Origin of the sequence: Pseudomonas sp. PDM18 (assembly GCF_014852585.1) — a bacterium.
In the GTDB taxonomy this organism is placed as follows: domain Bacteria; phylum Pseudomonadota; class Gammaproteobacteria; order Pseudomonadales; family Pseudomonadaceae; genus Pseudomonas.
The window spans coordinates 1-12,725 of record NZ_JACVBX010000011.1 but is presented as its reverse complement, the minus strand read 5'-3'; the positions used below and the strand labels follow the sequence as shown (position 1 = coordinate 12,725).

The window sequence follows — 12,725 nt, the reverse complement described above, 5'->3', positions numbered from 1 at the left end:
CGCCCTGCCCTGCGGCCTCCTCAGTGTTGCGGCAGGCGCGCGATGACCTTGATCTCGAAGTCGAAGCCGTACAGCCAGGTCACGCCCACGGCCGTTACCGTCGGATAAGGCGCCGCGCCCCAATAGTCGGCGGCAACCTGCCAGGCGCGCTCGAAGTTCGCCTGCGGATCGACCATGAACACGGTGACGTCGAGAACGTCCTCAAAGGTGCAACCGGCGGCGGCCAGGACCGCGTTGAGGTTGCCGAAGGCGCGGCGCACCTGGGCTTCCAGCTCGGGCTCGGGCGAGCCGTCCTCGCGGCTGCCAACCTGGCCGGAGACGAACAGCAGGCCGTCGCTGCGGACCGCCGGGGAATAGCGATTGCGTTCATAGAGGGCCTGGCGGCCAGCGGGGAAAACCACGTCACGGATACTCATCTGCTTACTCCATCGAGGGCCACGCTGGCCCGGTTTCAACGATGGAGGCAGGTTACGGCGCACGGCACTCGCGATAATCCGGCAACGCTGGTCAGCATTGTTTGTAGAATCCAAACAATCAGACCTTTCCCGCCTTCTTCAGCCGTCAGCCGGAGCCGCCATGGACCGTTTCGATGCGATGCAAGCCTTCGCCCGCGTGGTGGAAACCGGCAGTTTCACCAAGGCCGCCGACACCCTGCACATGAGCCGCACCAGCGTGACCCAACTGATCCAGCAGCTGGAAGCGCGGCTGCGCGTGCGCCTGCTCAACCGCACCACACGCAAGCTGAACCTCACTGCCGATGGCGCGGCGTACTACGAGCGGGTGACACGCCTGCTGGCGGACATGGATGACGCCGAGACCAGCCTTTCCAGTGCCGCAGCCCTGCCGCGCGGGCGCTTGCGGGTCGACGTGCCCACCCCGCTGGCGCGTCTGCTGTTGATCCCTGCCCTGCCTGATTTCCACGAGCGCTATCCGGACATCCAGATCGACCTGGGCGTCAGCGACCGCATGGTCGACCTGATCGACGAGAACGTCGACTGCGTGGTACGTGGCGGTGAGCTCACCGACCTGTCGCTGATGGCGCGCAAGGTCGGCGACCTGCCGCTGGGCGTCTTCGCGGCTCCCGCCTACCTGCGGCGCGCCGGTGTCCCCCGGCATCCGCGCGATCTAGAGGACGGCCAGCAGCGCATCGTCGGCTACCTCTGGGCGCGGACCGGCAAGCCGCTTTCGTACGCCCTGCAGAAGAACGGCGAATCCGTGCAGGTCCAGGGTCGCCCGGTGCTCACGGTGGACGATGGCAACGCCTACCTGGCCGCCGGGATCGCCGGCATGGGCGTGCTCTGGCTGCCGCGTTACATGGCGGTGGATGCCCTGGCGCGCAACGAGTTGGTAGAACTGTTCGGCGACTGGAGCATGCAGAGCATGCCGCTCTACCTGGCCTATCCGCCCAACCGCCACGTCAGCGCCAAGCTGCGGGTCTTCATCGACTGGGTCGCCGAACTGATGGCGCGGCATGCACCAGTGTCTAACCCGCCGCTCTAGCCCGCGCAGCCTCAGCCCAGGCGCATGGACAGCTCCACGTCGTCGGCGAAGGGAATCGACAGGTAGCGCCCGCCCGGCATGCGAACCTCGGCCAGGTACTCGGGGCAATAGTCGGCGTTGTCCGCGATGATCATCGCACCGGGGCGCAAGCGGTTTTCCACCAGCGCAAGGATATCCGGGTAAAGCGATTTGGCGCCGTCGAGCAACAGCAGGTCGATGTGCTCGGGCAGGTCACTGGCCAGGGTCTGCAGCGCATCGCCCTGACGGATTTCCACGAGTTCGGCCAAGCCGCCAGCCTCCAGGTTGGCTTGCGCCCGCGCTACTTTCGAAGGCTCGAACTCGCTGGTGATCAGCTGCCCGCCGCCGTTGTCGCGCAGTGCGGCAGCCAGGTGCAGGGTAGAGATGCCGAACGAGGTGCCGAACTCGACGATGTTTTTCGCGCCGATGCTGCGCGCCAGCATGTACAGCAGCGCACCGGTTTCCCGCGAGACGGGCAGCGGCTGGTCCTTGAGCTGGCCGTAAAGCTCGCGGTACTGCGTCTTGCTCTGCATCAGGCGGGTCAGCGCGGCCTGATCGAGGTTCGCGAAAGCCGGGCTGGCCTGCGGAGAAGCCGCGTCGGCCTCCTCGAAAAGCTGCTGCAGAAGGGGCGCCACGGGGGCGGAAGTGAGGGTCGTCATGGTGGTTTCCCGTGTGGAGTTTGAGTGCGGAATAACGCCCGACTAGAATGCGATCTTTTCGTCAGGTTTTACTATTCGCATTGCCGGAGCCAGCCATGAGCGAACGCCGCAGCCCGCGTATTTCCACGCGCAAGGAGCCGAAACAGGCCCGCTCCAACGACCTGGTGACGGCCGTTCTCGACGCCGCTGTTCAGGTTCTGGAGAAGGAAGGCGCCCAGCGTTTCACCACGGCACGGGTCGCCGAACGCGCCGGCGTCAGCGTCGGTTCGCTGTACCAGTACTTCCCGAACAAGGCCGCGATCCTGTTCCGCCTGCAGAGTGATGAGTGGCGACAGACCACTGAAATGCTGCGCGGCCTGCTGGTCGATGAAAGCCAGCCGCCGCTGCAACGTTTGCGCAATCTGGTGCATGCGTTCATCCGCTCCGAATGCGAGGAAGCGCGCATGCGCATCGCCCTGAGCGACGCCGCCCCGCTTTACCGCGACGCCCCCGAGGCCAGGGAAGCCAAGGCTGCCGGCGAAGGCATCTTCCAGACCTTCATCGCAGAAGTTCTTCCTCTCGCATCCGATGAGCAGCGTGCGCTGGCGCGCGAATTGATCACCACGACCCTCGGCTCGGTGGGCAAGCAGTTCTCGGAGACCCCGCGCAGCGTGCAAGAGACCGAAGCCTTCAGCGGAGCGATGGCGGATATGTTCTGCGCTTACCTGGAAAGCAGGGTGAAGTAACGGCTCACGCCCTGCCTTACACCAGCAGCACTTCTGCCCTGGCTCCCGGCATCATCGCCTGCAACCCGCCAACCAGCTGGTCGCCCGCTTGGTGCAGTGCCTCAAGCGGCATTTCCGGCAGGCATTCGAGGATGAACCACATGCGCTGCGCCTCTGCATCCAGGCGAGTGCGCACGCCCTGGCGCCAATTCCAGCGCCGGCAGGTGACGCCGAAGTCGTCGCGCCAGATGACTTCGCCAGCATCGGGTGATTCATGGGCCGGCGCACCGTCCTTCAGGGTATCGAAGGTTTCGCTGCCGTCGGCGATCACCAGGCGCGGAGTACCGGCGTAGGCGGCGAGGTTTTCCCCACCGACCGGAATGGCGAACTGCACGCTGATGGCGTTGTAGAGGTCCACTACCGGATCGATGCTCGGCAGGCTGCCGTCACGCAGCGCGCGTTTGCGCAGCGCTTCCGCCGAACAGGGCGTGCGCTGGGGCTTGGCGCCGAAGCGGCGGAACACCTCGGCCCAGGCCGCCAGGTGCGCGTCGCCCCAGGCCGGCTCGCCCGCCGCCAGTGCCGCGCAAGCTCGCTGCAGCGCCAACTCCGCCACCTCCGGATGGAGGATCGGTGCGGCTTCCAACGTGATGCTCAGGGCTCGAAAGCCGGGAGCGATGGCGGCGATGGCGGGATCGATCTGTGGCGTGACACGTTGCATGGCGAAATCCTTGTACGGTGAAACGGGGTGATTCGGACTCTCAGGTTGCCCGCCTCAGCGGCGGACGAAGTTGCGCTTGTTGTAGTCGCCCCAGGCGACGGAGAGGGTTTTCAGCACACACAGCAAAGCGGTCCATCTGGACTTCATTGGAATAGCTCCGCAAACAGGGGAATGGGCGCGCACAGCGCGCCCGACCCGCACAGTTCTACCGGCAGAGCGTCGTCGCTGCCATGAATTCCCCGAATGAACAATTAGCCCTGCTTATGCACAACCACGAAAATCAGCGTCGCTAATCCCGCCAGGCTTTAGCCGAGCTGAACTGTCGGCCGCAGAAATCGTGCATTGAAGTACGCCCTCGCCAGCGGTGAGATGGACCGGCGGACAACCCGCCGTCCCCGACAACAACGAGAAAGAGGTACGCGCTCATGCGCACACTGATGAAAGTCCTGGCCGTGGCTTCCACTACCCTCCTCGGCGCGCCCTTCGCCGCGATCGCCGCCGAAGCACCCAAGGCTGAAAAGCCGGCGTTCGTGGTACACAAGCTGACGGACTTCCTCTACGCCATCGGCGAGCCGAACTACTACCAGAAGAATTATTCGTACCTGTTGGTAGGCTCGAACCAGGCGCTGATGTTCGACTCCGGCGCCAACCAGAAGGAAGACATCACCCAGGTCGCCCGCCAGATCACCGACAAGCCACTCGCGGTGCTCCCCTCGCACTTGCACTTCGACCATCTGGGCGGGCTGCACAACTTCCAGAACATCTATCTGGTGGATACGCCCTTCACGGCGAAATTCCGCCGTGCCGACGGCCTCTACCAGGTGCCCGAGCCGGTCTACCTGGGCAACATCGACCACATGACCCTGGCGCCCTTCAAGGTCGCGCGACTGGTGAAGCCCGACGAGGTGATCGACCTGGGCGGCCTCAAGCTGCGCCTGCTGAGCATGCCCGGCCACACACCGGACGAAGTGGCGCTGTTCGATGAGGCGCACAACATCCTGCTCTCCGGCGACCACCTCTACCCGTCCTGGCTGCTTGCAGGGAATCTCAAGGACTACGTCGCCTCGCTGGACGCCACGCTGAAGGTGATCAACCCGCAGACCACCCTCTACGGCGCCCACGCCGACGAGGACCCGAGCAAGGTGCCGGCCATGACCTACGCCGACGTCGTCGCGGTGCGCGACAAGATGCAGCAGATCCAGGCAGGCCGCGCCAAGGGCGAAGCCTTCAGCGACCCGGAGCTGATCAGGAGCTCGGAGCTGTACAAGGTCGAGAAGGGCATCAGCATCCTCACCGACATCCAGTTCACCGATGGGCGCGGTTACGGTTACTGAGCCGGCTCGCTGATCGACAGCAACCACTCGATGAACGCCCGGACCTCCGGGCGTTCGCGTTTCGCCTCGGGGCAGACGACGTAGTAGTTGTGGACCGCCGCCACCGAGATAGCCAACGGGCGAACCAGCCGACCTTCGTCTAGATCGCGCTGTGACACCGTCTCATCGCTGAGCGCCACGCCGAATCCATCGCGCGCCGCCTGCAGGATCATGCCGAAGTCCTCGAAATGGATGTCCTCGGCGCCACCCCGACTGTATCCAGCCTCGGCCATCCACTGCTGCCACTGGCTGCCGTCGTCCTCGTGCAGCAACCGGTGTCGCGCCAGGTCGGCGACCTCGACAATGGCCAGCGGTCCGCGCAGATATTGCGGGCTGCACACCGGCGTCATGCGGATGCCATGCAGCAGGCGCCACCAGACACCCGGCCACGGCGGCGTGCCGTAGATCACCGCCACGTCGGCGCGGCGCCAGTCGACCTGCGGCATGCCCGGCGCGGTGATCACACTCACCCGCACCGAACGCGATTCCTCCATGAAGCGCAGCAGCGGTCGTGTCAGCCACTCCACGCCTTCGGCTGGAGGGATCGACAGGCAGAGATCCACCCTTTCCGCTTCCGGCCGGGCCCCCGCCTGCAACGCCAGTACGGCCTCGGTGATCTCGCCCATGGCACTGGCCACGCGCTTCTGCAGCTCACGGCCGCTGACGGTCAGCACCAGCTGGCGGCCGCGCTTCTCGAACAGTTCCAAGCCCAGGCTGGCCTGCAGCGCCTTTACCTGCTGGCTGACCGCGCCCGTGGTGACGTGCAGCTCGACGGCTGCCGCGGCCAGGCTGCCCAGGCGAGCCACGCTTTCGAACACCCTGAAACTGTGCAGCGGTGGAAGGGCCATGTCTTTTCGAAATCCGACGAAAACCAAGGCGAATGGTTATAGCAGGAGCTGCTTTCGCCGGGGAGAACGGCGAGTCCGGCAAACCGCTGGCCCGCAATTTGCGATGACCTGCATACAGGGGGCCGGAAAGAACCTTTCGGAGCTTTGCATGCAGCCAACTGGTGCTTTTGGATTCAAACATGCACACATTTCGTGCAAGACAATTCGGGTCAGGATTTCATGCAGAGCGCCTATTGCAGAGCAATCTAATCCGATCAATTACATAACCGACCGGTCAGATTCCGGACCATCGGCCGAAAACATGTATACAAAATAGTGGATATTCACCATGGACTTTGTCTACAGTGGCCCCACAACAAAAACAAGCGAGTCCTCAGCCATGAATGATCGTTCAGCTGTAGCGTCCGCCGGAGCACGCCCGGAAGACGAGAACCTCGGAATCGGCGCCAACCTGGCGTACGGCCTGCAACACGTTCTGACCATGTACGGCGGTATCGTCGCCGTGCCCCTGATCCTCGGCCAGGCGGCCGGGCTCTCCCCCAGCGAGATCGGCCTGCTGATCGCTGCCTCTCTCTTCGCCGGTGGCCTCGCCACCTTGCTGCAGACCCTCGGTCTTCCCTTCTTCGGCTCGCAGATGCCACTGGTGCAGGGCGTTTCCTTCGCCGGTGTCGCGACCATGATCGCCATCCTCGGCGGCGGCTACGAAGGCGGTGGCATGCCCGCTGTCCTGGGCGCCGTCATGGCAGCCTCCTTCATCGGCTTCCTGATCACGCCGGTGTTCTCGCGCATCACCAAATTCTTCCCACCCATGGTCACCGGCATCGTCATCACCACCATCGGCCTGACGCTGATGCCGGTAGCGGCGCGCTGGGCCATGGGAGGCAACCCCAAGGCGCCGGACTTCGGCAGCATGGCCAACATCGGCCTGGCGGCCCTCACTCTGGTGTTCGTCCTGCTGCTGAGCAAGCTGGGCAACGCGTCCATCTCGCGGCTGTCGATCCTGCTGGCCATGGTGATCGGCACCGTCGTTGCCGCCGCCCTGGGCATGACCGATTTCTCCCGCGTGGCCGAGGGCCCGATGGTGGCCTTCCCGGCGATCTTCCACTTCGGTCTGCCGACCTTCCACATCGCCGCCATCATCTCGATGCTGATCGTGATCATGGTGACGCTAGTGGAAACCTCGGCGGACATCCTCGCCGTCGGCGAGATCATCGGCACCAAGGTCGACTCCAAGCGCCTGGGCAACGGCCTGCGCGCGGACATGGCGTCGAGCATCCTGGCGCCGATCTTCGGCTCCTTCACCCAGAGCGCATTTGCCCAGAACGTCGGCCTGGTGGCCGTGACCGGCGTGAAGAGCCGCTACGTGGTCGCCACCGGCGGCCTGATCCTGGTGACCCTCGGCCTGCTGCCGGTGATGGGTCGGGTGATCGCCGCGGTGCCCTCCTCCGTCCTCGGCGGTGCCGGCGTGGTGCTGTTCGGCACCGTGGCGGCCAGCGGTATCCGCACCCTGTCCAAGGTGGACTACCGCAACAACATGAACCTGATCATCGTCGCCACCTCCATCGGCTTCGGCATGATCCCGATCGCCGCGCCCAGCTTCTACGAGCACTTCCCCAGCTGGTTCGCCACCATCTTCCACTCGGGCATCAGCTCGGCGGCGATCATGGCCATCGGCCTGAACCTGCTGTTCAACCACCTCAAGACCGGCAACTCCAACCAGCAGTCGGTGTTCGTCGCCGCTGAGGAGCGCACCCTGCGCTACCGCGACATCGCCGCGCTGAACGAGGGCGACTACTTCCAGAATGGCAAGCTGTACGACGCCGAAGGCAACGAAGTCCAAGTGGTCGGCGACGATCATGACCACGACGAGCATCACGCGCCAACCGCCAGAACGGTGAAGCGCGAAACGGTGAACAGCAGCGCCTGACGCTCAGTCAGACGCCCATGAAAAAGGCCCCTTCCGGGGCCTTTTTCCGTTCAGGGTGCCTGCTCCTGCAGCATGGTTTGATCGATCAGCCGCCAGGTCTTCGGTCCGACTATGCCATCGGCCACCAATTCGTGGCGGCGCTGGAATTCCCGCACCACGGCCTCGGTCTTCACACCGAAATGGCCATCCTCCTCGGCCCCGCAGGCGCGCTGGAGCAACCGAACCAGATCGCCTACCGCACCGCGCCGCAAGGTCGGCCGCGGCAGCTGGCCAGGCACGGTGTCCGGCTCCAGGGCCGGGATCATCGGCCGGAGGATCGCCTTGCCATCGAGGATCTCGCGTACCCGCGCGCGAAATCCGTCCATATCGAAGGTCGGATCGTTCTTGCGCCCTGGTGGCAAGGCGTACTCCTTGTGGCCGGCACAGGCCTGCTCGTCCTGCTGCAGGTACCTGAGAATGGCCGCGACACCACGCTGGTAGCTGTCCATCTGCACGTCGCTCCAGGCTTCATCAAGACCGGTGTTTTCCGCTTCGATGCCGATGAAACTGCTGTTGCCCGAATTGATGCCTTCCCAACTGCCCTTGCCAGCATGATTGCAGCGGCCGGCGGCGATCACGTAGTAGGTGCCATCCCGCCCGAGGCCCAGTTGCGCCAGGGGTCCGCTCAGATCACGGCGCCCCTCGATGAGGGTCTTCAGACTGGGCATGTTGCCGCGCAACGGACCGGCGGTGTGGTGGCAGATCACGCCGTGTACCTGCCCCATCTCACCTACTCCGCGACTGCTCCAGCCGTCAACGCGGGCGACTTTCAGGCCGGCGGCTTCGAGCACGTCCGGCAACCAGGTCAATGCATAGCTCATGCTTGGACTCCTCCGGTGGCGGCGGGCAGGTCCTCGTCCGCGGTTTCCTCCTCGATGGGGCAATCGCAGCCGTCGAGCTCAATCTCCGGGTGCAGCATGACGACGCCGGGTGCCGACAACCCCACCGGGGCAGCGAGTGGCGCCACGGCGGGCTCCAGCAGCGGCAGCATGAGCGGGGCTGAGGCGCCTCCGCCCGGCGGCGGATTGACCACCACCAGACTCAGTGGACGGCCCGCCTCCAGGTCTTCCTCCAGGAGCTGCACCGCCAGGCGGGTACTGTCGCTGACGGTGGTTTCACGGCTCACGCCGTTGACCTGAACGACGGCCCCGCGCACGAAGCCGCTACCCTGCAGGCAGACGTAGAGCGACTGGGCATCCACGGCGCCAGGCTGAGCGTCGGTAAGGGTCGGCACCGGGTTGCCCAGGCCGTCGCGGCGCTTGTCACCCTCGCGGGTCCGGAACAGGGTGTCGAACAGCTCGCCCAGCTTGTCAGTGGCCTGTTTGGCGAACATGCCGGCGAGGCAGGCCATGCCGACCAGGCCGTAGAGATTGACGTTGACCACGCCATCATCGGCCGCCGCCGTGGTGCCAACGGTAAGGAACCCGCCACGGATGACCAGATAGAGCATCAGCGCGAGGATCATGCCGATGAAGGGCTTGAGGATGTACCACCAGATCCAGCTGGCCATGAAGCGGTCGTTACCGACGAAGTCGCCGAACGACTTGGCGATATGCACGAAGCTGCCCAGGCCACCTGCGACCATGACCATCACCAGCAGCCGGGCATCAGGGCCAGGGCACCAGCCAAGCAGGCACTGCGCGCCGACATCGCCTTCGACGCCGGCCAGCGGGAACTTCGGATAATGCTGCGGCCAGAGCGACACCAGCAGCCAGGCCAGCAAGAGGGAAAGCAGGATCAGGCCGGCGCCCATCGTCCATATCTGCAGACGATTCGCGCGACGAGTCCGGGTGCGTGTGTCCATGACGGCTCCGGGCAACGAGGGATGGGAACAATCCCTGTCGCGAAGCGCCACGGCATGCGCCCGAAGCATCAACCATGGGCGCCTTCCGCGCATTCGCACGGCTGACAGTCCAGCTCACGTTAGCGCAGCGCCAAGTCTCTGCAAGGGGGCTTTGCAGATAAATTCACGCTTCTCGCCAACGTTACGTTGCAATGCTGAAACAGGTGCCGTTCCAGCACTGCAATCAAGCCGCTTCGGTCTCCGCCCCCGGTGCGTTCAGCAGACCGATGAAGGCCCGCAGCGCCGGCGTATCGGTGCCGCGTCGCCAGAACAGCCAGGTCGTGGCGTCGGCATGCTGCGGCGCCAGGCGGTGGATCGCTACGTTGCGCCCGCCCGCCAGGCTCTCGAACATCGCCCGCGGAATGATCGCCACGCCGCCGCCCGCCGCGATGCAGGCGAGCATGCCGTGGTAGGACTCCATCTCCATGATCTTTCCCGGCACCACGCGGTGCTCGGCGAACCAACCCTCCAGGCGTTTGCGGTAGGAGCAGGTGTCGCGGAAGGCGAACACCGTCTCCCCCGCCACGTCCCGCGCGTCATGCACCGGAGCATGGTGCTTGGCGCTCATCAGCACCAACTCCTCGCGGTATACCGGTTTGCCGTCCAGTTGTGGGTGGTTGGCCGGGCCGTCGGCGAAGGCGGCGATGAAACGGCCGGAGAGCACGCCGTCGATCATCTCGCCCGAGGGGCCGGTAGACAGGTCCAGTTGCACCTTCGGGCACTGCTGGTGATAGCGCGCCAGCATCTCGGGAATGCGCACCGCCGCCGTGCTCTCCATCGATCCCAGGGAGAAGCCGCCATGGGGCTCGGCGCCCACCGCCACCTGCCGGGCTTCCTCCACCAGATCGAGGATGCGCTCGGCGTAATCGAGGAAGCTGCGGCCGGTAGGCGACAGACGGAGGCGCAGCTTTTCGCGCAGGAACAGTTCGGTACCCAGCTCCGCTTCCAGCTGCTTGATCCGCGTGGTCAGGTTCGAAGGCACGCGGTGCAGACGGGCCGCGGCGGCGGTGATGCTGCCCTCGTGGGCGACAGCACGGACGATTTCCAGCTGGGTCAGGTCCATCATTCTCTCCGAGAGAAAGAGTCTTTCTTGATTATTCATTTTACATGAATGATTGCGCATCTTAATTTCTACGCCATCCCGGAGCCACCCCGCCCGGACGAACGACCGGCCTTGCACCCTTACACAGAACAAGCAGGACTCACCATGAACCAGATCGCCGCCATCCCCGCTGCCATCTCCCGCAGCCCCGCCACCGGCCAGGAACTGGCCCGCTACACCTTCGAAGACGCCGCCCAGCTGGAAACCTCGCTGGCCCGCACCGATGCCGCGTTCCGCCAATGGCGCGACACCAGCATCGCCGAACGTGTCGCCGTACTGCGCAAGATGGCCGAAGTGCTGCGCGCCAACGTCGAGCCGATGGCCCGCATGGAAGCCCAGGAAATGGGCATGCCGGTCACCCAGGCCCGTGGCGAAATCAACAAGTGCGCCAACCTCTGCGAGTGGTACGCCGACAACGGCCCGGCCATGCTCGAAGACGAGAAGACCAGCATCGAAGGCGCGTACATCTCCTACCTGCCGCTGGGCCCGGTCCTGGCCGTGATGCCGTGGAACTTCCCCACCTGGCAGGTCATGCGTGGCGCGGTGAGCATCATCCTGGGCGGCAACACCTACGTGCTCAAGCACGCGCCCAACGTTATGGGCTGCGCCTATCAGCTGCGCGACGCCTGGCTGCAGGCCGGCCTGCCGGAAGGCGTGTTCGAGGTGCTGAACGTCGAGCCGCCGCTGGTCTCCAAGGCCATCGCCGATGACCGCATCGCCTCCATCGCCGTGACCGGCAGTGTCGGCGCCGGCGCCGCCATCGCCTCCCAGGCCGGTGCCGCGCTGAAGAAATGCGTGCTGGAGCTGGGCGGTTCCGACGCCTTCATCGTGCTCGCCGACGCCGACCTCGATGCCGCCGTGAAAGCCGCCGTCGCCAGCCGCTTCGGCAACTGCGGCCAGGTGTGCATCGCCGCCAAGCGCATGATCCTCGAAGAATCCATCGCCCCGGCCTTCACCGAGAAGCTGCTGGCCGCGGTCAAGGCACTGAAGATCGGCGACCCGCTGGCAGACGACACCTTCGTCGGCCCGATGGCCCGCTTCGACCTGCGTGACGAACTGGACGGCCAGGTACAACAGGCCATCGCCGACGGCGCCACCCTGCTGCTGGGCGGCCACAAGCTCGAAGGCGAAGGCAACTACTACGCACCGACCGTGCTGGCCGACGTGAAGCCGGGCAACACCGCGTTCAAGAAGGAAATCTTCGGCCCCGTCGCTTCGCTGATCGTCGCCCGCGACGCCGAGCACGCCCTGGAACTGGCCAACGACAGCGAGTTCGGCCTCTCCGGCGCGATCTGGTCTGCCGACAAGGTCAAGGCCCAGCACATGGCCCGTCGTCTGGTCAGCGGTGGCGTGTTCATCAACGGCTTCTCCGCTTCCGATCCCCGCGTACCGATCGGCGGCGTGAAGAAGAGCGGCTTCGGTCGCGAGCTGTCGCACTTCGGCCTGCGCGAGTTCACCAACCCGCAGACCGTGTGGATCGACCGCAAGTAAGCGCCCCATTAAAAAAGGCCCCTTCGAGGGGCCTTTTTTTATTGCTCGTGCAAACCTCGCACCGTGCCCGAACTGTAGGAGCGCGCCATGCGCGCGATCGCGGGCATGGCCCGCTCCTACAACAGGACTCAGGGCTTGGCCGCGTCCTTCTTCAACTGCAGACCGTAGGGCGCATAACCTGGAACAGGTTATCCGCCGGTTCATCCTGTAGGAGCGCGCCATGCGCGCGATCGCGGGCATGGCCCGCTCCTACAACGGGACTCAGGGCTTGGCCGCGTCCTTCTTCAACTGCAGACCGTAGGGCGCATAACCTGGAACAGGTTATCCGCCGGTTCATCCTGTAGGAGCGCGCCATGCGCGCGATCGCGCGCATGGCCCGCTTGTGTCTGCAAAGCTCGATAAGCTCGAAGGTGAGAGCGACGGGAGGCAAGCTGCAGGTCCGCGGTGTTGGTCGCACGAGTAGGAGCCCAAGCTGCCTCCCGCCGTCCTCTGACCTAGCCCGA

General features: G+C 65.1%; 12 protein-coding genes. 5 read left to right on the top strand and 7 right to left on the bottom strand.

Features of this window, described 5'->3' with window-relative positions; all coding sequences use genetic code 11:
* Positions 1-20: 20 nt before the first annotated feature.
* Entirely contained in the window at positions 21-416 is a 396-nt protein-coding gene (locus IB274_RS20975; protein ID WP_192434425.1) for a RidA family protein, read from the bottom strand.
* A 160-nt stretch (positions 417-576) separates the two neighbouring features.
* Between IB274_RS20975 and IB274_RS20970 the strand changes: the two genes are divergently transcribed.
* Positions 577-1,500, top strand: a complete 924-nt coding sequence (locus IB274_RS20970; RefSeq protein WP_192434423.1) for a LysR family transcriptional regulator — start codon at positions 577-579, stop codon at positions 1,498-1,500.
* 11 nt (positions 1,501-1,511) lie between these two features.
* Here IB274_RS20970 and IB274_RS20965 read toward each other — a convergent pair whose 3' ends face one another.
* Positions 1,512-2,177, bottom strand: a complete 666-nt coding sequence (locus IB274_RS20965) for an O-methyltransferase (RefSeq protein ID WP_192434421.1) — start codon at positions 2,175-2,177, stop codon at positions 1,512-1,514.
* A gap of 95 nt (positions 2,178-2,272) precedes the next feature.
* Between IB274_RS20965 and IB274_RS20960 the strand changes: the two genes are divergently transcribed.
* Entirely contained in the window at positions 2,273-2,902 is a 630-nt protein-coding gene (locus tag IB274_RS20960; protein ID WP_192434418.1) for a TetR family transcriptional regulator, read from the top strand.
* A 16-nt stretch (positions 2,903-2,918) separates the two neighbouring features.
* On the opposite strand, the gene IB274_RS20955 is transcribed toward IB274_RS20960, so the two are convergent.
* Positions 2,919-3,599, bottom strand: a complete 681-nt coding sequence (locus IB274_RS20955) for a B3/4 domain-containing protein (RefSeq protein ID WP_192434416.1) — start codon at positions 3,597-3,599, stop codon at positions 2,919-2,921.
* A 425-nt stretch (positions 3,600-4,024) separates the two neighbouring features.
* On the opposite strand from IB274_RS20955, the gene IB274_RS20950 reads away from it, so the two are divergent.
* Positions 4,025-4,933 (top strand): MBL fold metallo-hydrolase, encoded by a 909-nt coding sequence (locus IB274_RS20950; RefSeq protein ID WP_192434414.1) that lies wholly within the window; start codon positions 4,025-4,027, stop codon positions 4,931-4,933.
* Here the strand turns inward: IB274_RS20950 and IB274_RS20945 are convergent.
* Positions 4,927-5,820, bottom strand: a complete 894-nt coding sequence (locus IB274_RS20945) for a LysR substrate-binding domain-containing protein (RefSeq protein ID WP_192434413.1) — start codon at positions 5,818-5,820, stop codon at positions 4,927-4,929. The genes IB274_RS20950 and IB274_RS20945 overlap by 7 nt on opposite strands.
* Before the next feature lie 379 nt (positions 5,821-6,199).
* Between IB274_RS20945 and IB274_RS20940 the strand changes: the two genes are divergently transcribed.
* On the top strand, positions 6,200-7,747 hold the full coding sequence (locus IB274_RS20940) for a nucleobase:cation symporter-2 family protein (protein WP_192210855.1): 1,548 nt from the start codon (positions 6,200-6,202) through the stop codon (positions 7,745-7,747).
* Positions 7,748-7,797: 50 nt separating this feature from the next.
* Here IB274_RS20940 and IB274_RS20935 read toward each other — a convergent pair whose 3' ends face one another.
* From IB274_RS20935 to ptrR, 3 genes are all read right to left on the bottom strand, one after another.
* Positions 7,798-8,607: an N-acetylmuramoyl-L-alanine amidase gene (locus IB274_RS20935; protein WP_192434410.1), complete on the bottom strand. Its 810-nt coding sequence runs from the start codon at positions 8,605-8,607 to the stop codon at positions 7,798-7,800.
* Complete coding sequence (locus IB274_RS20930; RefSeq protein ID WP_192434408.1) at positions 8,604-9,590, bottom strand: hypothetical protein; 987 nt, start codon at positions 9,588-9,590, stop codon at positions 8,604-8,606. Before IB274_RS20930 ends, IB274_RS20935 begins: the two co-directional genes overlap by 4 nt.
* A 223-nt stretch (positions 9,591-9,813) precedes the next feature.
* Positions 9,814-10,692, bottom strand: coding sequence for a putrescine utilization regulator PtrR (ptrR, locus tag IB274_RS20925; RefSeq protein WP_192434406.1), 879 nt, complete (start codon positions 10,690-10,692; stop codon positions 9,814-9,816).
* Positions 10,693-10,836: 144 nt separating this feature from the next.
* On the opposite strand from ptrR, the gene IB274_RS20920 reads away from it, so the two are divergent.
* Positions 10,837-12,222: an NAD-dependent succinate-semialdehyde dehydrogenase gene (locus IB274_RS20920; RefSeq protein WP_192434405.1), complete on the top strand. Its 1,386-nt coding sequence runs from the start codon at positions 10,837-10,839 to the stop codon at positions 12,220-12,222.
* Positions 12,223-12,725 lie beyond the last annotated feature (503 nt).